Raw genomic sequence first — 19,490 nt, forward strand, 5'->3', positions numbered from 1 at the left:
TGGGAGGATTGTCCGTATGACGTGGATGGTTGTAGATGTCTTCTGAAGAAGTGCGTCCGCGTGTGCCTGGCACAGTGCGTCGCCGTATCGCTGCCGCTGTAGTCAGCTTTGCAACCGTCGCGGTGGTGACAGGAATGTTCACGACGCCGGTGGTTGCCGATTCGCCCAAGACGGTTCGGGTGGGAGTGTCGTCGAGCGGACTGACGCTCGACGGACAGCCATGGTGGCCTACCGGGCTGAATGCTTATCAACTGGCCACTGATTGGTCGGTGAACTTCGGCTGTGGCGCCATGGTCGATCTCGATGCCTACTTCGGTTCTCTGCCACCGAACTCCGTCACGCGTTTCAACGCGTTCCAGGCGCTCGCGGTGAACAAGGTGTCCGGGGAGATGGATTTCGGCCCGATGGACGCGGTGTTCGACGCTGCGGCGCGACACAATCAGTTCACGATTCCGGTGCTCTCACCCCAGGACAGCGGGTGTGATGACGGGCTGTTCAAATCCAGGGACTGGTACACCGACGAGTGGAAGGTCGCGAACCTGATCCCAGGTCGAGCCACCATGAGCTTCCAGGACTGGATGCACACCGCCGTCGACCGTTGGAAGAACGAGCCTTCCGTCGCGGCGTGGGAATTGGTGGGGGAGCCGGAACCGAGCCTGTGTACCGATGCCGCCTGCAATTGGTGGACAAGAACGTGCCCGTCTGATTCCGCGCAGGTGTTGCGGGAGTTCTTCGACACGGCAGGCGCCGAACTTCGGGCGATCGATCCGAACACCCTGATCACGGCCGGATACGTCGGGGGCGGTCAGTGCGGCACTGCGGGTGACGACTACCAGTACGTGAGCGAGTCCGACTTCGTCGACGTTCTGCAGTATCACGACTACGGAGCAGACGGGGTTCCGCTTCCGGGCGACCAGTGGAACGGACTGGCGCGTCGCATCGAACAGGCCGCGAACGTCGGGAAGCCGTTGTTGGTCGCCGAGACAGGCGAATTGGCAGGCAGTTGTGAATCACTGGCGACCAGAGCCACGAATATCGAGACGAAGCTGACGGGGCAGAAGGTGGCCGGTACGGCCGGAGCTCTCCTGTGGGCATTCGTGCCGGATCCACGGCCGAACGAATGCACAATGGATATCGGGCCTGACGATCCACTCTTCGACGTGATTGCTTCACTGGCAAGTTAGGACACTGCTAGTAGTCCACTGGGAGTTCCATCCAGTGGGAGTATGGTCACGATTTGATAACAACCTGAATCTGGTGTTGTGGCGTGATGACCGTATTTCGTTCGTATTCAATGGTATTCAGTGGCATTCACCTGTGGATAACCGAACTTGAAGACGGGTGAAGTCGCACGGGACCATCGATGCGGCGCTTCCAGGACCTTCGTCCGGGTCGGTTGGGGACGGTCCGGTTGAGGTGCTGAGTTCGGAAGTTGTGTCGTACCTGTCTCTTTGGCCAGTTGCTACGTCCCGCCGTGGTCAACGTCGAAATACGATCACAACCGTTCGCCGCGGTAACGGGTAGTGCGCGGAGTGCGGCGTGCCCCTCGTGGAAGTGACATCGAGGGGTGGTGTGTAGCTCTCGCGCGCAACGAATTCCGAGTTCGAGTCAACTTGCGGCGGCATCGGCCGCCCGGTAGACCTTGTGCGCAGGCTGTACATGCGATGTGAGCTTTCGGTCGTCGAAATGAGGGGACGACCGCTGCATGCGCGTAACGGTAAGTGTGTGGAGCATCGTGTGAGCGGAGAGGTGAACGATGACTGGGTGCGCTGAACGGCCTTTCAAGACTGCTGTGGTTCCGGCTGCCGGAATGGGGACTCGTTTCCTCCCGGCCACCAAGACGGTTCCGAAAGAGTTGCTCCCCGTGGTCGATACACCCGGGATCGAGCTGGTCGCCAGCGAAGCGGCGCAAGCAGGCGCGGAACGTCTGGTGATCGTCACTGCGCCGGGCAAGGCATCGGTCGTCGGGCATTTCGTCGAGGACCTGGTGCTCGAGGGCAAGCTCGCCGCCAGCGGGAAGCACCATCTACTCGAACGTGTGCGTCGGGCTCCGGGCCTGATCTCGGTGGAGCCGGTTGTGCAAGAGTCTCCGCTGGGATTGGGACACGCTGTCGGTCTGGTCGAATCGGTGCTGGATGCGGACGAGGACTCGTTCGCGGTGCTGCTTCCCGACGATCTGGTCCACCCCTGCGGCATTCTCGACGCGATGGCGAAGGTACGTGCCGAGCGTGGTGGTTCTGTGCTGTGCGCGTTCGACGTCGCGCCCGATCGTGTTGGGGCCTACGGAGTATTCGACGTCCAAACACCTGTGGAGGGCAGCGATCCCGATGTACTTGCCGTCATCGGCATGGTTGAGAAGCCGGCTCCTGAGGATGCTCCGTCCACTCTCGCCGCGGCCGGACGATACCTTCTCGATCGCGCCGTGTTCGACGCGCTCAGACGAATCTCACCCGGGCAGGGTGGCGAACTACAACTGACGGATGCGATAGCGCTGTTGATCGCGGAGGGGCATCCGGTTCACGTCGTCGTCCATCACGGAACCCGCCACGATCTTGGTAACCCGGGAGGCTTTCTGCGAGCATCTCTCGACCATGCGCTCAGTCGCACCGAGTACGGACCGGAGTTGCGAGTCTGGCTCAAGGAACGATTGGATCAGCCGGATCCGCAGTTGACGTACTGAATAATGCCGTCCATGACAGCTGAGGTCGAAATATGTTTTGGTGCACGAGAATCTGCACCATGTTCGGCTAGCGCGTATGTGAATGTCGGTAGCCCGGATTCATTCACTTTGTCGGTCGATACCGCGTCGGGTGAGTTCGTCCACCAGGGACTGTGTCGAAATCGTCGCGACGATCGACGGTGGAGTCATCCCCGGCTCCGCTTCCTCAGAGGTCAGATAACCGGCGGCTACGAGGACCTCCATGATCGGAGCGTCGAAGACCTGACATGCCGTCCGCATCGTGTCCTGCGTGGGAGGGCGTTTAGCCGACAGCCATCGACTCAGCTCGGAAGGTCGAATCTTCAGCGCACGCGCAGCTTCCTGGATGTCGCCGAACGAGCGAAGTTCCAGTTGATTCTCGACCCATGCGGAGAAACCACTCATAGCGGTCATATTGCCTGAGCCGAGACGTATATGCCACTTCCTTTCGGCCACGAGTCGAGGACAATTGGATATCTGCCATGTCGTGGCAAAGTTTTGCGTCGACGATTCGCTTATTTGCAGTTACGCGACGTTGCCGACAGAGGATGACTTCTGCGCTGAGCGGGGATTATTCAGCCCGGCGTCGGCGAAGGGTGAAATCGAGGGTGAAATGCAAAAAATTCGATTGTCGGAAGCAGGAACTCAATGACAACGCCGAGTCAAGTCAGACCTCAAGGTCTTCGGAATGATGCCGCTTCGACGGCAGGGCGAACAGGCAGAATTCCTTTGTCGCCGACTACCGCTGTGTGGATGGCGATCGCGATCGCAGTTCCGATATACCGCTCGTTGCCCGGCGCCGTCACGCAGTTGTGGGCGATGGCAGTGCTTGCGGTCATCGTGGCGTCAGTAGCGCTGGGACGAGTTGCTCGGCCGCAGTTTGTCGGCGTCTGGTTGACCGCCGGCTACGCCGCTCTCGTCGCCACAGTAACAGCGACGCGTGGCAATGATATCGGCGGAAATCTTTATGTTGGAATCCAACTTTTCATAGTTCTCGGGCTCGGAATATTTGTGATGGTCGCCAATGTCCGGCGTGATCCGGGTTTTGTCAGGCGTGTATGCATTGCGTTCATAGCAAGCCAATCGGTTTCTGCTCTGGCCGCCGCTATCCAATTGGCCGGTTCATCCGTCTTCGGTTTCGGTGTTGTGAACGGTCGTGCTCCAGGTCTGGCAGGTCACCCGAACGTTCTGGGCATCATGTCCTCACTTGCGCTGATTCTGTGCCTGGGGACTGCAGTGCGAAAGGTAGGAAATCGGGTCGTTCTGGTGCTGATATCGATTGTGAACGCGGTGGGACTGCTGGCAACCGGTAGTTTGAGTTCGTTGTCGGCATGCGCGATCGGATTGATCGTCGTGGCGATTTCTTCGCGAGTGAAGATCACCACCATCGTCAAGAGTTTTGTCGGCACCTCTGTTCTCTTCTGGGTCGCAATCACCTACACCGAGTTCGGAAAGCACCTGGAGACGCCGGCCGATCGATACCTTCAGGTCACAGGGCAGACCAAAGCCGTCAGCACACTCGAGATCCGTAACGACACTTACGGATTCGCTTGGGATGCTATTCGCGCGCATCCGCTGTCCGGGGTGGGTCTGAACGCTGCCAATGCGGCCTCGTTCGACAACGTCACAGTCGTCCACAATGTGTTTCTACGGTCTTGGTACCAAGGCGGGGTGGTGCTTGCCCTGGCTGTGGGACTCATCATCTGCGCGACGGCATTGGTTGCGTTCAGATCGATGAAGTCCGGCAAGAACGCCGCCGCGGCCGGCGTGCTGGTCGCGATGATGACATTCGCACTGACCTCGGCATTTTTCGAGCAGGCGTACTACTGGCTACCGGTCGTACTCGCGTTTGCATGTCTTTCGGCCGGCAGTGATCGGACCGCAAGCTTCAAAGCTCACCCGCGCAACAAGAGTTGATCGGGAATTGAGCTTACGTGTTCAAGCCATGGAAGGTCTTCTCCCAGTAAGACGGGTTGCGTATCAACTGATATGTGCCTTTGATGGCTGCGATGCTCATCAAGACCCAGTAAAGCGGAGCGGTCAGGCAAGCTATCAGCAGCATAGGATTTCGCGTCTCTCGGCATGCCACCAGGTTCATGTAAAGGACTGCGGCGTTACCGAATACGAGTGACACGAGGGCGGGAAAATAGACGTAGTTGGGAAACACGTCGTGGATGACCTCGGGCTGGCCGAGAATCCAACCCAGACTGATCAGCCAGAACGCCATGTTCAGTGTCGCCACAATGGGTGTCCCCGCCATCAAGATGGTGAAGCGTAGAAATCCGACCGTGCCGAGTCCGCGCCACAGTTTCACAGGTTGACGCATGTGAACCAACCAAGTCTGCAGGTAACCCTTGTACCAGCGTGAGCGTTGTCGGATCCAGTTGATCGTGTCGCTGTTGGCCTCCTCCAGCGTCGTCGAGTTCAGAACAGCGGTCCGGTAGCCGCTCTCCGCGATGCGAACTCCGAGATCTGCGTCCTCCGTGACGTTGAAGGGGTCCCAGGCGCCGATCTCGTCGAGCACACTTCGTCGAAGGTGATTGGACGTGCCTCCCAAGGGAATCGGTGACTGACTGCGCATCAGTCCTGGGAGGATGAAATTGAACCAGAGGGCGTAGTCGGCCGTGAACCACGCGGTCAACAAATTCTGAGTCCCGTTGTGAAATGCGAGTTTCGCCTGAACGCACGCGGTATTCGATGGAAGCTTCGCGAAGGTTGCCACCACACGGCGTAACTGGAGCGGATCCGGTGAGTCCTCGGCGTCGTAGATGGTGATTATCTCGCCCGTAGAGAAGTGCAATCCGTAGTTGCAGGCTTTGGGTTTGGTGCGCGGATCTGCAGCAGGGACCTTCAAGATACTCACCACGGCATCGACTCCGGCGGCAGTCGCCGCGTCGATGGTGACGGTGTCATCCTCTTCGAGGAGCAACAGCACCTGCAATTTGTTCGAGGGGTAGTCGATCGCACGCATAGCGGAAATCAGGTCTCCGACTACTTCCGGCTCGTTGTACGCCGGCACAAGGATTGTGTAGTGCGGTAGTTCTTCATCGGAAAGCGAGCTTGCCTCCTGATCGCTGATCGTCACGATCGAGGAGGCATCCAGACCTCGTGTGAACAGCACTAGGCGATCCACCATCGCCCATACGTACCCGAGCGTGCATGCCAATGTGAGAACGATGAGCGTGGGAGTAAGGAAGAAGACCAGACACACAACGGTGATCACGAGAATCAGGAACAGGATGTTGCGCTGCCACGGATAGAACGCAACTGATGCCGACGAAATCGGTTTACGTTCACGCAGTCCGTTCACAGCATCGTGAAGTGCAACTCGTTTGAATTCTTCCGAGCTTTCGTCCTCAACCGAGAGATCGGGATCTACCACTTCTGTGCCTCCACGACAAGCCTTCCGAGGGACTGGAGCATACCTAGATCCTTGTACTGAGATTCGCTGTCGACAGTAGATATCCTGCCTCTGAGTAGAACTGCCAAGGTGTTGCTTCCATTCGAAGCCATCGATGGTTTCGGTTCGGGGAACAAGGCATTCGGTTCATGATTGTCCACTGTCAAGAGTGTGACGCGTTGTGCGGCACCGTCGCCGCGTGTCCACACGAAATTGAGGTTGCTCCAGGTGAGTAGGAGGGAGTCGTCGACAACTGTGTACATTTCCGCGACAACTCCACGAGTCAACTCAACTCGTACGGTGGGGCTGACACGTGCGTTCTGGAGATCATAGGTTGTATTGCTCGGATAGACAGACAGAGTAGACGGGCGACGCACTTGAACAACGTCCATTTGGACGGTGCGTGGTCGCATCTGGGTGTCCCAGGCAGGGTTGGGTGTGTCAGCACGAATTGTCTGGCGAGTGAGTGCCGAGGTGGAACCGAAGTATTTTCTCGGCCAATCGTATTCGTCGGTTGAGATCTCACGCCAACCGGCGGGGACGATGAGGCGTGGATCAGCAGTCGCCGGCGGACCTACTGAGACCGGAACGCTCTGAGTGGTGGGCACTGGCGTAAAAAACATCACGATTGCCGCGGCGAACACCACCAGGATCGTCCAGTTGCTGGTTGACGTCGAGGGATTCCGGAGCGGACGCTCGAACGGCTTCCATGACCTTCCACGTCGCTCGTACAGGTAGAAGAACCCGCCTACCAGTAACGCACTACCTATTGCTGGTAGCAGCTGGACGCTGAACAAGGGTGCAGTCGGGTACTGCCGCGAGAGGTAGTAGACCAAGGCAGCACCCAGGACGGACGAAGCGACGAACCCGGCGAATCCCCGTCTCCAGGTCCTACTGACGGCGATCGTCGTTGCGGCCGAGGCGACCAGCACCATGATGATGCTGTAGTCGAATCGTGTGCCGCCGAGTTCGGTCGCCAGCGTGCGGTAGATGAGCGGCGCCAGGACGATCGGAACAACCCAGATTGCCCAGTAGCGGTTCACCGGACGCAGCCCGAACATGAGAACCGCTGCGCTCCAGACAAATACCCATGCCGCGATTACATCGATATGCATCAATTCATAGTTCTCGGCAAAACGTGGCATGAGGAGTGCCTGTAAACCCAGAGAAACAAGTAAGCCGATACCACCGACAATCTTGTCCGTCTCACGGTCGTGGATCGGAAGGTCCGGGCCGCGTCGCAAATCTGTTCCGACGGCGGCTATCAGGCAGAGCAAAGGGAGGACAAAAACGTATCCGATGGCGGTACCGCTCGCGGTGCTCCTCCACAAATTGGTCCAGGTGGGCCAGAAAGCAAAGATTGTCGCGGCTGCAATCATCAGCCAACGTACTGTGAGGCGGGGGATAATTCCCGACTGCGTGCGTAGGTCGCGAATCTTCAAGATATGTAGTCCTATTCGAACTGGTCGTCCACTCCGGCTGTGTCGGCTGCAGCGAGGTTGTGTCAGCGAACCCGACTTTGGTCGACCTTACGTGATCGATCACAAGGTGCGAATCCGAGCACCGGTCGCTGCGGAACGGCCGAAGCGGGGCAGAAATCCCACATATTGAGACGAAGGAAAATTTTCTTTTCGGAGCTTGCTTGTTGCGAACTGGACGAGTGACCTGATCTTGTTTCGATGTTGAAGCCTGTATCAGCAAGGGCTGTAGGGCTATTCGCCTTCGAATTGCACATCGAATCGGCAATAGGGACCAAGATCCCTGCCGGGGACGTAGGTCCCCAACGGCGCAGGCACCTTATGTCGGCGAAAGTCATTGCGTTGGTTACCAATGGAAATGATCCTCTATTCAGGCCGTATCGGTAATGCGTTGCCCTGTGGCAACCGCCTACTGACGAGTAAGGTCCTTCGCTTTGCCGCACTTTCGTCGAAGTAACGCGATAGTTGCCTCTGAATCGATCTTTCGTTCTGTTGTTCCAGGCGCTCCGCCTCCGAACGGTGAGAGGCAAAGCGCTTGCGTTGCGGCCACATTGGAATAGGTAGGGGTGCGGGCGACTACAGGCCTGAACTGGGGCGACTTTGCGTTTGATCCTGCGCGCGGACAGTGCTGAAATGTAATCCACTCGGAGCGTGAGAGCGTTCCGATTCTCGAACAATTGCACTCTTCGGATCGAAGCGAGCAATTTGCTGTTCCAGTGGATTGCTCAAATCTGGTGAATCACGCTCAACACCTGTCAACGACACACGGATTCAACGACACACGGATTCAACGACACACGGATTCCACGAATGAGGAAGGGACTGATCACGTGACGGCGCTCGACGTGTCCACACTGGGCAAGACCAAGCACACGCTTCCCCGCGCAGTGCCCGACCTCCGCCGCGGATCGACTTCTCGGAGGGAATGGGAAACGGCGTACCGCAGAAGGCTGTTCCTGGGCGATTCGGTGATCATCGTGGCGACGGTTTTCCTGGCTCAATGGCTGCGATTCGGTGGAGACAGCCGCGCAGTGAGCCCCGGAATCCTCGGGCAACTCAGCTACACCGGTGTGTCAATTGCATTGGCGGCGATGTGGTTATCGTCGTTGGGGATCTTTCGCACTCGCTCGATTCGTGTGATCGGCAGCGGACCCGAAGAGTACAGACGAATCTTCGTCGCGACAGTTCGCCTCTTCGGACTCATTGCGATTGTCAGCTTGCTGTTGCAGTTGGACATCGCGCGGCTCTATCTGGCCTTCGCATTTCCTGTCGGTCTGACCGCGCTGATGGCGAGCCGCTGGATCTGGCGAAAGGTGATTGCGAGGAAGCGCTCGCGCGGCGATTTCCAGACGTCCGTCTTAGTCGTTGGAAGCCCGGTTGCAGTCAAGAAAATGGCCCAAACCTTCGAACGAGCTCCCGGTGACGGGTACCGGGTCGTGGGCGTCTGCCAACCCAGTCAACTAGGTCGTCGCGACAGAGTCATCGTGGTCGACGGCAACGAAATACCGGTCCTCGGGGACGAGCACGATGTGACCGACGCACTCGACTTGGTCGGAGCCGATGCGGTGGCGGTTACGGCGACGGAACACCTCGGCTACGACGGTATGCGGAAACTGGCCTGGGATCTGGAGTGTAAGGACGTCGATCTTGTTGTGGCACCGGGAATCCTGGATGTTTCCGGTCCGCGACTGTCGATGCGGCCGGTGGCGGGCCTTCCACTGATTCACGTCGAACGTCCGCGATACCACGGTGCTCAACGGTTCGCCAAGACAGCCTTCGACGTCGTTTTCGCATCTGTAATTCTCATTTTGATCAGTCCCGTTTTGATCGTGACGGCGTTGGCAGTCAAGTTCACCAGTCGGGGTCCTGTGCTCTATCGGTCGGAGCGAATGGGATTGGACGGGGTTCCCTTTCCGATGCTGAAGTTCCGATCGATGGTTCAGAACGCAGATACGCAGGTCGACAGCCTGCTGTCGGATAACGAGGGCGCCGGTGTCCTGTTCAAGATGCGTGACGATCCTCGGGTTACCAAGGTGGGGCGCGTCATTCGAAAGTTTTCGATTGACGAGTTGCCTCAGTTCGTCAATGTGCTCCGGCGCGAGATGAGCGTAGTTGGTCCGAGACCGCCGTTGAGGCGTGAGGTAGAGGCATACGACGGGGCCGTGAAAAGGCGACTGCTGGTCAAACCGGGTATCACCGGTTTGTGGCAGGTGAGCGGGCGCTCGGATCTTTCGTGGGAAGAAACCGTTCGGCTGGATCTGTCCTATGTCGACAACTGGTCGATGGTCGGGGACGTGATGATCGTCGTGAAGACGCTCAAAGCCGTAATGGCGAGTGACGGCGCATACTGATCCGTTCAGTCAGTCAGTCAGTCTTTCGTATTCGTATCGCGAATCCGATTCGCCATTCCCGGCGAACCCTGCCTGGGATCCGAAGTAAGGGAACTGCGCAATGCACACTGGCCAATCGGTGGTGCTCGATGAGAACTTTGGGGGAGCAGGCTCGATGTCATCAAAAAAATACTCGATGTATCTGGCGGTGATTCCAACGTATCGGAATCCGTGCATCGAGGTGTTGCGTGAGATGGAGGAAGGAAATCTCGATATTCTGGCTTCGGACTACGGGTTGGATTCCACGGTACGAACTGGCATCGACACGGATTTCTACGACCGCGTTCGACGGATCGGAATCTTCGGTGACAAGGTTCTTCTTCAGGTGGGTTCTTGGAAAAATCCGCTTTCAGCGTCCGTGACCATCCTGGATTTGAACCCCCGTAGTCTCACATCGTGGAGTATTTTGGTCCTTCGACGAATAGCGCGTCGCCGTACTCTTCTTTGGGGCCATTTGCATCCCAGGCAAGGTTCTTCGTCGAAGACGGCTTTCCTTCGGAGAACGATGCGCCGCTTGTCTCAGGGGACCATTCTTTACGGGTACGCCAGTGTGGTCCCAGCCAAGCTCGAGGTTCCAGGCCAACCAGTTTGGGTTGCACCCAATTCTTTGTACAAACGCGCTGACATTAACGCTGGTAACACCGGTGAATCGCGTAAATCAATTGTCTATGTCGGCCGATTGGTTGCCGAGAAGAACGTCGATCAATTGGTTCCGGCTTTCCACCAATCAGGCCTCGTCGACGAGGGTGCCGTGTTGGAAATCGTGGGTTTCGGCAATGCGGTGGAAACGATAGAACGGCAAATTCTCGATTTAGGTCTGGAAGAGTCCGTTGTGGTACACGGACGCATTGAAAGCCCGATCGAACTTGCTGAAATCTACGCACGCTCAATCATGTCGATCTCTCCCGGATACGTCGGGTTGAGTGTCACTCAGAGTTTGGGATTCGGAGTCCCGATGCTGTACCCCGAGGACGCCCCGCACGCCCCCGAGATCGAGCTTGCTGCTGTCGGTCCTATGCATAGTTACTCACCGACGACCGAGGAGTCGCTGGCTGCGGCGCTGCGAGACTACTTCTTGCATCTTGTCTCCAATCCCGTTCCAGCGGAGAAAGTTTCAGCGAAGGTAGGGGATCTCTATTCCGCCGAAACCATGGCATCGGGGATCTCTGCTGCGTTGCGCGGTCAGGTCGTCGAATTCGACAATGAGGGATGGCCCAAGGAGATGGTCGTACGATGAGCAACCGATCACGCCTACCGTCAGGTGTCAGGCGAGCCCTTCGCGGAATAATGAATGGACTCGCAATATCGAACGGGAATGTTTCAGTAGGGCGCGACTTCAACGCCGGCCGTGGAGCCATCATCAGTGCGCCTCACCGGCTGAATATCGGCGATAATGTCAGCGTCGGACCCCGAACCGTTATTCAGGTAGACGGCTCCATCGGATCCCACGTCATGATCGGAATGAACGTCTACATCGTGGGGCGCGAAGACCACGCGATCGACGAGGTGGGTATTCCGATGCTCGCGTCGACGTGGGTGGGGGACCGTCAGCCTGGTGCACGCGATTCTGTCGAAATTGGAACAGACGTATGGATAGGCGCCTGTTCGGTGATATTGAGCGGTGTGAAGATCGGTGACGGTGCGGTTATCGGAGCCGGTTCGGTCGTGACGAACGACGTCGAGAGTTTCTCGGTGAATGTCGGAGTTCCGGCACGGAAAGTCGCCGAACGATTCGAGAGTGACACGCAGAGAAGTGCACACCTGCAAGCTGTGCACGGACTGCCGTCCTGAGTTAGCTGAAAAGGGAAATGAGCACGATGGATAATCAGGGAAATAAAATCCTGATCGTGGGAATCAACTATTCTCCTGAGCCAACCGGTATCGCTCCGTACACGGAGGGTTTGGCAAATGCGATAGCGGATGCCGGTGCTGACGTCAGGGTAGTGACAGGGTATCCGCACTATCCATTCTGGCGAAAGATGGATGGCTTCTCAGGTCTGTCTTCCGTAGAGCAGTCAGAAAATCTGACGGTTCAAAGACTTCGTCATTACATCCCCCGGAATCCCAGCTTCCTGCGAAGAATTCTGATGGAGGCAAGTTTCGCTTTGAGGGCGACCTGGGCGACTCTCTTCCATCGAGCAGACCTCATACTGTGTTTAAGTCCTACAATTTTGTCCTCGGCGGCATTTGTCATCAGGACCAGGCTCCTTCGATCGCGCACACCCGTGGTGCTGTGGGTGCAGGACTTCTACGGACTGGGCGCGTCCGAGACCGGTCAGCTGAGCGGAGGCCTGTCGTCTCTCGTCGATCGAGCCGAATCCTGGATCTTGCGAAAGTCCGATCACGTCGTCGTGATCCACCCGCGGTTCGCGAAGCATGCGCAGGACAACCTCGGAGTCGACTCGAGCAGCGTCACAGTCATCAGGAACTGGACCCACCTGGATCTCTCCCAGTCTGCCTGCACCCGTGAAGATTCGCGAAAGCGATTGGGTTGGGGTCCGGAACAGAAGATAGTTCTGCATGCCGGCAATATGGGTGCAAAGCAAGGGCTCGAGAACGTGGTGAACGCCGCGCATTTACTTGGGCCGCGCCAGTCCGACATCAAATTCGTGCTGATGGGGGATGGGAATCAGCGGGCCCATCTCGAAGAGCTGTCCGAGGGATGCACCGGGATCGAATTCATGGATCCTGTTGGCGGCGAGGACTTCACCGATGTGCTGCGAGCAGCGGACGCATTACTTCTCAACGAGTTGGCTGATCTTCGCAGTATGGCCGTTCCGAGCAAACTTACATCGTATTTCGCTTCAGGGGTACCTGTCGTCGCGGCTACATCTTCGGACAGTGCCTCCGGCGAGGAGATCGCCCTGTCCGGGGCGGGAGTACGTGTTGACGCCGGAAATCCGGAAGCATTGGTACGTGAAATAGAGATGCTGGTTTCCGACCCCGTCCGTGCCGCTCAACTCGCGCGAAACGGGGGGGAGTACGTGCACGAAACCTTGTCTCCCGGCTCTGCCACCACCGCGTTCGGTGACCTCTTCGACGGACTCATCAATCGAGACAGTTTGCCGACTCGACCGACGCAAGCCCGAGCGCGATGACACACCCGCAGCTCTCCCTCGGCGAATTCACCGGGGCAGGATACGACAAGGGACGTCCGGCATCAGTGCAGGTCGCCTGGCTCGCGGTGGCACCACTGTTCCGGGCCTGGTTCGTGCCGGCACGCATACGAGTTGCCATTCTCAGACTGTTCGGCGCTGAGATCGGTGATGGAGTCCTGATTCGGCACGGCGTGAAGATCCATTGGCCGTGGAAACTGTCGATCGGTGATAACACTTGGGTGGGTGAGGGAGCATGGATCCTCAATCTCGAACCGGTGAGTATCGGGTCGAACAGTTGTGTCTCGCAGGACGTCTTTTTGTGCGCGGGCAGTCACAGCAGACAGTCACGGACTTTCGAGTTCGACAACGGACCGATCGTCATCGGCAACGGAGTGTGGATTGCGGCCAGGTCCACAATTCTCCGCGGCACGTCGGTCGGTGACCACTCGGTTATCGGCGCAAATTGCCTTGTTACATCCGATGTTCCGGCGAGTTCGATCGTCCGCGCCCCGGTTTCGTCGATCGGACGACCATGAAGGGCGCACGACCGCGCTGCGCCGGGGTTCCGCACTCGTTCGAGTGCCCGGGTGGTGGAACATGAAGGTGATGACGAACCCCTTGGTGGTTCAGTTCACGGGAATCGCCGGCGGACGTCTTGTCGGTGCGTTGATTCAGGCACTGAGTATGGTCCTACTCGCGCGTATCTCCGGTCCGTCCGGCTTTGGAATCTTCGCTGCGGCTTATGGTGTCGGACTGGTGCTTCAGACCATTCTGAACTTCGGGTTCACCCCATTTCTGGTTCGGATCCGTGCGTTGGGTGACCAGGAACCCCTCATCGCGTCGACCTTGGAGTTCTCGCGCCGCGCCAACCTGGCCGTCGGCGCATTGCTGGCATTTACCGCGGCGGTAGCCGCGGTCTTCGAGCCGAAGCTTTGGTTCGTAGTGCCGTTGACAGCTTGGGTTGTTCTGGACAATTACGTCGAGACGCTGCTCTCGCTACCACTCGCTGACGGGAATACCTGGCAGAACGCGGTGTCGTTGCTCCTCCGGCGAGCACTTGCTCTCGTTTTTGTTGCGGCCGCTTGGCTCGCAGGAGTCGACGCAGTGTTCTGGTATTCCGTGGGCCTCGCGTTCTCTTCGATGATCGCTGTCTTCGTGGCCATTCGGCTCGGACCGGCGATCACTCGTGTCAGATCGAGACGCTCGTACAAGTCGATCATCGGCAAGTCCTCGCACTTCTGGTTGAATTCCGTTGCTACTCAGACGCGCAACTTCGACGTACTGCTGGTTGGACTTGTCACGTCACCGGCCGTCTCCGGAATCTACGGCGTGACGAGTCGTATCACCACTCCGTTGCGGCTGATTCCCACATCGTTTGCGGCAGTTCTCATGCCTGCGGCGGCGCGCTCGACGACCGGGCGAATCACCCAGGGCATTCTGCGACCCGCGATGTACGTATGCATCGCAAGTGCGGTGATCTTCGGTGTGATCGCAGCTGTCATCCCTGTACTCGTTCCACCGATTTTGGGCGATGCGTACGTAGACGCGGTACCGGTAATGCAGGTCGTCTGCTTCAGTTTGATCTTCGCAGCGATCTCGTCCCAATTGAATGCGATCCTGCAAGGTACGGGCAGAGTTGAAATCGTCTCCTACATAACGGTTGTGAGCACCTTGATCTGCCTCGTCGGAATCGTGCTGGCTGCCCCCCGTTACGGGGCGCTCGGAGCGGGGTGGTCGCTCTCGCTCAGCTATGTACTTCAAACCGCATTGCTGACCTGTGTCGTTGTCGTTGCAATGAGGAGGGATCCCCATGCGTAGGTTCTTCATGAGTATCGCAGCAGCTCAGGGCAATCTGGGTGACATCGAGATACGCCGAACAGCAGTCGACTACATGCGTGAACTGGGGTTCAGACCCGTTGTATTTTCGGGCAGTATGAGCGCGGAGTACGTCGATGCCTTCGATTGGGAACCAACCGACGAGGTGATGGATTCGGGTATCAGCTTCTGGCGAGCGATTTTGTCCGATACAGTGCGCCGAAAGCGGGCAGTGATCGTGATGGCACCTGGGCCGGCGGTTCTGGGGGCATCAGCAGCAAGCGTCGTCAAGCACTCGTTGTTGGTGACAGTCTTTGCGGTGCTTCGCATGTTCGGTACACGAGTCCTCGTTTTGGGACGGTCGATCGAGGTACGAAGCCCAATGGCGGCAGTACCCGAGAAGATCCTCGTCGGCGTAGCCGACGTCTACGCGGCACGTGACAAAAGGACGTGTGAGTACCTGCGAGGTAAGAGTCGGTTCTATCCCGATCTCGCGTTCGGGGCCGGTGTATCCGACGGAGCGAAGTCTGCTGGCCGAGAATCTGCGCGCCGAGAAATAGCCTTGCTTTCACTTCGGCATGACCGACCGGTGAACTACGCGTCCCTTCGGTCGATCCAAAGTCAGTTCTCGGCAAATGGTTTGGATTTGATGGCCTGTTGCCAGGTTGTCGAGGACGACAGCCACAACCGCGAAGTTGCTGCGACGCTGGGTATTCCCTACGTGGGATGGGACGATGACACGACCCATCGGCAACAGGAGTCGGCTGTCCGCGCCCTGTACGAGCGCGCCGCCGTAACCGTCAGTGACCGCCTCCATGTTTTGATCCTGAGCGCTCGAGGCGGATCGATACCGGTGATGTCGGGTAGTAGTTCGGTACCGAAGCTGAGGGATTCGCTGGAACCGGTACTCGCACCGCAGGCCTCCTGGATGGACGATGCGACGGGTGGCAGCTTGAATCTAGGGCACGACGAATCTACCCGAATCTCTCGCGGAATGGACTCCGCTGCCGCGGAACTGGAGGATCTGAGATCGCGGATCAAGGAGGCAGTAATGCCGTGAGGGTTTCTCAGTTCTGGTTGTGGGTTCGCTGCTCCCACACAACACAATTCGGCCGATGACTACTCGCAGACAAGTATCTGCTTCGAGGACGGAGTTTCAAGTGAAACGTGCACTGATTACCGGAATTACAGGCCAAGACGGTTCATACCTGGCCGAGCTGTTGTTGAGCAAGGGATACGAGGTCCACGGACTTATTCGTAGATCGTCCACGTTCAATACGGCTCGAATCGATCACATGTATGTGGATCCCCACACGCCGGATGCAAAACTGTTCCTTCATTACGGAGATCTCAGCGACGGGGCGCGTTTGGTCACTCTTCTCGCACAGATACGCCCGGACGAGGTCTACAACCTCGCAGCGCAGTCACATGTACGGGTAAGTTTCGACGAGCCCGAACATACCGGAGACACGACGGGAATCGGGTCGATCAGGTTGCTCGAAGCAGTCCGGATGGCTGGTCTCGAATGCAGGTTCTACCAGGCGTCCAGTTCCGAGATGTTCGGTGCGACACCGCCTCCGCAGGACGAGCAGACTCCCTTCTATCCGCGATCGCCGTACGGTGCGGCGAAGGTGTACTCGTACTGGATCACCAAGAACTACCGCGAGGCGTACGGGATCTTTGCCGTGAACGGAATTCTGTTCAACCACGAATCTCCGCGGCGAGGCGAAACATTCGTAACTCGCAAGATCACGCGAGCGGTGGCGCGGATCAAGGCCGGCCTGGAAAACGATTTGTACATGGGTAATCTCGATGCAATCCGCGACTGGGGTTACGCGCCGGAGTACGTGGAGGGAATGTGGAGGATGCTTCAGGCCGACGAGCCGGACGATTACGTGCTCGCGACAGGCGGTAACTACTCGGTCAAGGATTTCCTGACGGTGGCCTTCGAGCACGCCGGTTTGAACTGGGAAGATCATGTGCGCTTCGACGAGCGCTATCTGCGGCCGACGGAAGTAGATGCGTTGATCGGAGATGCAGGTAAGGCGGAGCAGAAGCTCGGCTGGAAGGCGACTGTACATACTCCCGAGCTGGCTCGAATCATGGTCGATGCGGACATCGAGGCTCTGAAGTGTGAGGGCAAGCCCTGGATCGACCGCCCGAACCTGGTGGATTGGGAGCACGCTCGATGACGGGGGAGTACGCGCAGAAGTCCCTCGATCGGAACGATGCGGTGTACGTCGCGGGCCATCGTGGACTCGTGGGTTCAGCGATCTGGCGTCGTTTGGAGGCCGACGGTTTCAATCGCCTTGTCGGTCGCACGTCCGCCGAACTCGATCTTCGCGACCGCGGTGCCGTGTTCGAGTTCTTCGCCGCCGAGAGGCCGAAGAACGTGGTCCTCGCGGCAGCCAAGGTGGGCGGGATACTGGCGAACAGCACACTGCCGGTGGACTTCATCTCCGACAACCTTCGCATCCAGGTGAACGTGATGGACGCGGCGGCCGAGTTCGACGTAGATCGCCTGCTGTTCCTCGGATCATCCTGCATCTACCCGAAATTCGCTCCTCAACCGATTCGCGAAGAATATTTGCTGACCGGTCATTTGGAACCGACGAACGATGCATATGCCATCGCCAAGATCGCGGGAATCCTGCAGGTACAGGCTGTTCGAAAGCAGTTCGGGCGTCCGTGGATCGCCGCGATGCCGACCAATCTCTACGGCCCGGGTGACAACTTCTCTGCCAAGGGCTCTCATGTGCTGCCAGCCCTCATCAGACGCTTCGACGACGCGCGCCGTGATGGAGCTGCTTCAGTCGTGAACTGGGGCAGCGGGACGCCGAGGCGCGAGTTTCTCCACGTCGACGACATGGCGGATGCCTGCCTTCATTTGCTCGACCACTATGACGGAGCAGAACACGTCAATGTTGGTACAGGCGAGGACCAGAGCATCGCGGAGATCTCTGCGATCGTGGCGGACGAGATCGGGTTCGACGGCGAGATCGAATGGGATCATTCGAAACCTGACGGGACGCCGCGGAAGTTGCTTGACATCGGGAAGCTTCGAGATTTGGGGTGGCAGCCCAGGATTGATCTTCGTGCGGGGATCGCATCGACCGTGGAGTGGTATCGACAGAACGTCGATTCGATCAGGACATGAAGTACTACAGCATTATTCGACGTAAACTCGACTTCGACAGGCAGACATCGTTATGACTTCTCGTATTGCGGTATTCGGCACAGGCTACCTCGGGGCGACACACGCAGCTTGCATGGCCGAGTTGGGTCACGAGGTTCTCGGGGTGGATGTTGATCCGAACAAGCTCGCTATGCTCGAAGCTGGGGAGGTTCCTTTCTACGAACCGGGACTCGAGGAAGTACTGCGCCGCAACATAGCCGCGGGACGTCTTCGATTCACGGCTTCCTACGAGGAGGCCGCAGAGTTCGCCGACATCCACTTCCTCGGCGTCGGTACGCCGCAGAAGAAGGGGGAGTTCGCGGCCGACATGCGTTTTGTCGATTCGGTGATCGAGACACTCGCACCCCTCTTGACCAGGCCGACCGTAATCTTCGGGAAATCAACTGTGCCAGTCGGTACAGCAGAGCGATTGGGTGCGCGGGCACGGGAACTGGCGCCTGCCGGACAAGACGTGGAGGTGGCGTGGAACCCGGAATTTCTCCGGGAAGGCTACGCGGTGAAAGACACGCTTCACCCGGACCGGCTTGTGCTCGGGGTCGACCGCAATCGACCCGGACGTGCGGAATCGATTGCGCGTGAAGTGTACGAGCAACTCTTGAACGAAGGTATTCCCTTTGTTGTGACCGACCTTGCGACTTCGGAGTTGGTCAAAGCATCAGCCAATGCATTTCTGGCAACGAAGATCTCGTTCATCAATGCGATCTCGGAGGTGTGCGAGGCTTCAGGTGCGGATGTGACCGTTCTTGCCGATGCCATCGGCCATGACGAGAGAATTGGTAGGCGATTCCTCAACGCCGGAATCGGTTTCGGTGGGGGCTGCTTACCGAAGGACATCCGTGCTTTCATGGCACGTGCTGGTGAGCTGGGAGCAGATCAAGCACTCACATTCCTACGCGAAGTCGACAATATCAACATGCGTCGTCGTACTCGGATGGTCGAACTGGCTCGAGAAGCGTGTGGTTCTCTACTCGGAGCCAATGTGGCGGTTCTCGGTGCAGCCTTCAAGCCTGACTCCGACGACGTGCGCGACTCACCTGCGCTGAACGTTGCCGGGCAGATTCAGCTGCAAGGCGCTGCCGTCAATGTCTATGACCCGAAGGCGATGGGAAACTCGAAGGCGTTGTTCCCCACCCTCACTTACACTTCGAGCGCACTTGAAGCGTGTGCAGGCGCTGATGTCGTCTTGGTTCTGACCGAGTGGGCCGAGTTTCGAAAGTTGTTGCCGTCGGACCTCGAACCTGTCGTCCGCAAGAAGGTCATCATCGACGGACGTAACTGTCTGGAACCGACCACCTGGCGCGACGCAGGGTGGACCTACCGAGGTCTCGGAAGGCCGTAAACCGGTGAAACCTTCACGGAGGGTGGGTGTTGTAGGCATCGAGGGGAAGTGGCCGTGTGCCCGGGACCAAAGTCCG

Annotated in this window: 16 protein-coding genes; 13 read left to right on the forward strand and 3 right to left on the reverse strand. The window is 58.1% G+C overall.

Going from position 1 to position 19,490, the window contains the following annotated elements; all coding sequences use genetic code 11:
* Window positions 1-35: 35 nt before the first annotated feature.
* Complete coding sequence (locus P3G66_RS22585; RefSeq protein ID WP_276117120.1) at window positions 36-1,184, forward strand: cellulase family glycosylhydrolase; 1,149 nt, start codon at window positions 36-38, stop codon at window positions 1,182-1,184.
* A gap of 572 nt (window positions 1,185-1,756) precedes the next feature.
* The gene (locus tag P3G66_RS22590; protein ID WP_007726597.1) at window positions 1,757-2,680 is read left to right on the forward strand and encodes a UTP--glucose-1-phosphate uridylyltransferase; all 924 of its coding nucleotides are present in this window, start codon (window positions 1,757-1,759) and stop codon (window positions 2,678-2,680) included.
* Between the two features lie 99 nt (window positions 2,681-2,779).
* Here the strand turns inward: P3G66_RS22590 and P3G66_RS22595 are convergent, their stop codons facing one another.
* Entirely contained in the window at window positions 2,780-3,103 is a 324-nt protein-coding gene (locus P3G66_RS22595; RefSeq protein WP_223304618.1) for a helix-turn-helix transcriptional regulator, read from the reverse strand.
* A gap of 348 nt (window positions 3,104-3,451) precedes the next feature.
* Between P3G66_RS22595 and P3G66_RS22600 the strand changes: the two genes are divergently transcribed.
* The gene (locus tag P3G66_RS22600; RefSeq protein WP_276117121.1) at window positions 3,452-4,615 is read left to right on the forward strand and encodes an O-antigen ligase family protein; all 1,164 of its coding nucleotides are present in this window, start codon (window positions 3,452-3,454) and stop codon (window positions 4,613-4,615) included.
* A 13-nt stretch (window positions 4,616-4,628) separates the two neighbouring features.
* Here the strand turns inward: P3G66_RS22600 and P3G66_RS22605 are convergent, their stop codons facing one another.
* Together P3G66_RS22605 and P3G66_RS22610 are read right to left on the reverse strand one after the other, a co-directional pair.
* Window positions 4,629-6,080 carry a glycosyltransferase gene (locus P3G66_RS22605; protein ID WP_058038950.1) on the reverse strand — a complete coding sequence of 484 codons (1,452 nt, stop codon included), beginning with the start codon at window positions 6,078-6,080 and terminating at the stop codon, window positions 4,629-4,631.
* Complete coding sequence (locus P3G66_RS22610; protein WP_223304619.1) at window positions 6,074-7,540, reverse strand: hypothetical protein; 1,467 nt, start codon at window positions 7,538-7,540, stop codon at window positions 6,074-6,076. The genes P3G66_RS22605 and P3G66_RS22610 overlap by 7 nt, the downstream gene beginning before the upstream one ends.
* An 890-nt stretch (window positions 7,541-8,430) precedes the next feature.
* Here P3G66_RS22610 and P3G66_RS22615 point away from each other — a divergent pair.
* From P3G66_RS22615 to P3G66_RS22660, 10 genes are all read left to right on the forward strand, one after another.
* Complete coding sequence (locus P3G66_RS22615; protein WP_231917461.1) at window positions 8,431-9,927, forward strand: sugar transferase; 1,497 nt, start codon at window positions 8,431-8,433, stop codon at window positions 9,925-9,927.
* Between the two features lie 100 nt (window positions 9,928-10,027).
* Window positions 10,028-11,203, forward strand: a complete 1,176-nt coding sequence (locus P3G66_RS22620; protein ID WP_276117122.1) for a glycosyltransferase — start codon at window positions 10,028-10,030, stop codon at window positions 11,201-11,203.
* Between the two features lie 215 nt (window positions 11,204-11,418).
* Entirely contained in the window at window positions 11,419-11,757 is a 339-nt protein-coding gene (locus P3G66_RS22625) for a DapH/DapD/GlmU-related protein (protein ID WP_024487404.1), read from the forward strand.
* A 26-nt stretch (window positions 11,758-11,783) separates the two neighbouring features.
* The gene (locus P3G66_RS22630) at window positions 11,784-13,064 is read left to right on the forward strand and encodes a glycosyltransferase (protein ID WP_276117164.1); all 1,281 of its coding nucleotides are present in this window, start codon (window positions 11,784-11,786) and stop codon (window positions 13,062-13,064) included.
* Window positions 13,061-13,600, forward strand: coding sequence for a DapH/DapD/GlmU-related protein (locus P3G66_RS22635; protein ID WP_064443236.1), 540 nt, complete (start codon window positions 13,061-13,063; stop codon window positions 13,598-13,600). Before P3G66_RS22630 ends, P3G66_RS22635 begins: the two co-directional genes overlap by 4 nt.
* 70 nt (window positions 13,601-13,670) lie before the next feature.
* On the forward strand, window positions 13,671-14,882 hold the full coding sequence (locus P3G66_RS22640) for an oligosaccharide flippase family protein (protein WP_158170310.1): 1,212 nt from the start codon (window positions 13,671-13,673) through the stop codon (window positions 14,880-14,882).
* Entirely contained in the window at window positions 14,875-15,939 is a 1,065-nt protein-coding gene (locus P3G66_RS22645) for a polysaccharide pyruvyl transferase family protein (protein WP_118602908.1), read from the forward strand. The genes P3G66_RS22640 and P3G66_RS22645 overlap by 8 nt, the downstream gene beginning before the upstream one ends.
* Before the next feature lie 100 nt (window positions 15,940-16,039).
* Window positions 16,040-17,071, forward strand: coding sequence for a GDP-mannose 4,6-dehydratase (gmd, locus tag P3G66_RS22650; protein WP_181991934.1), 1,032 nt, complete (start codon window positions 16,040-16,042; stop codon window positions 17,069-17,071).
* On the forward strand, window positions 17,068-18,036 hold the full coding sequence (locus tag P3G66_RS22655; RefSeq protein WP_070162072.1) for a GDP-L-fucose synthase: 969 nt from the start codon (window positions 17,068-17,070) through the stop codon (window positions 18,034-18,036). Before gmd ends, P3G66_RS22655 begins: the two co-directional genes overlap by 4 nt.
* A 52-nt stretch (window positions 18,037-18,088) precedes the next feature.
* Window positions 18,089-19,414, forward strand: coding sequence for a UDP-glucose/GDP-mannose dehydrogenase family protein (locus P3G66_RS22660; RefSeq protein ID WP_007726621.1), 1,326 nt, complete (start codon window positions 18,089-18,091; stop codon window positions 19,412-19,414).
* Window positions 19,415-19,490: the final 76 nt, after the last annotated feature.

Source organism: Rhodococcus sp. C3V (assembly GCF_029269915.1).
GTDB lineage: Bacteria > Actinomycetota > Actinomycetes > Mycobacteriales > Mycobacteriaceae > Rhodococcus_F > Rhodococcus_F qingshengii.

What these genes read in the sequence shown, in the direction of transcription:
- P3G66_RS22635 (WP_064443236.1), top strand. Translation starts at nt 13,061, where the DNA reads ATGACACACCCGCAGCTCTCCCTCGGCGAATTCACCGGGGCAGGATAC.
- P3G66_RS22620 (WP_276117122.1), top strand. Translation starts at nt 10,028, where the DNA reads ATGCACACTGGCCAATCGGTGGTGCTCGATGAGAACTTTGGGGGAGCA.
- P3G66_RS22595 (WP_223304618.1), bottom strand. Translation starts at nt 3,103, where the DNA reads ATGAGTGGTTTCTCCGCATGGGTCGAGAATCAACTGGAACTTCGCTCG.
- P3G66_RS22655 (WP_070162072.1), top strand. Translation starts at nt 17,068, where the DNA reads ATGACGGGGGAGTACGCGCAGAAGTCCCTCGATCGGAACGATGCGGTG.
- P3G66_RS22660 (WP_007726621.1), top strand. Translation starts at nt 18,089, where the DNA reads ATGACTTCTCGTATTGCGGTATTCGGCACAGGCTACCTCGGGGCGACA.
- P3G66_RS22625 (WP_024487404.1), top strand. Translation starts at nt 11,419, where the DNA reads ATGATCGGAATGAACGTCTACATCGTGGGGCGCGAAGACCACGCGATC.
- P3G66_RS22640 (WP_158170310.1), top strand. Translation starts at nt 13,671, where the DNA reads ATGACGAACCCCTTGGTGGTTCAGTTCACGGGAATCGCCGGCGGACGT.
- P3G66_RS22590 (WP_007726597.1), top strand. Translation starts at nt 1,757, where the DNA reads ATGACTGGGTGCGCTGAACGGCCTTTCAAGACTGCTGTGGTTCCGGCT.
- P3G66_RS22585 (WP_276117120.1), top strand. Translation starts at nt 36, where the DNA reads ATGTCTTCTGAAGAAGTGCGTCCGCGTGTGCCTGGCACAGTGCGTCGC.
- P3G66_RS22645 (WP_118602908.1), top strand. Translation starts at nt 14,875, where the DNA reads ATGCGTAGGTTCTTCATGAGTATCGCAGCAGCTCAGGGCAATCTGGGT.
- P3G66_RS22630 (WP_276117164.1), top strand. Translation starts at nt 11,784, where the DNA reads ATGGATAATCAGGGAAATAAAATCCTGATCGTGGGAATCAACTATTCT.
- P3G66_RS22600 (WP_276117121.1), top strand. Translation starts at nt 3,452, where the DNA reads ATGGCGATCGCGATCGCAGTTCCGATATACCGCTCGTTGCCCGGCGCC.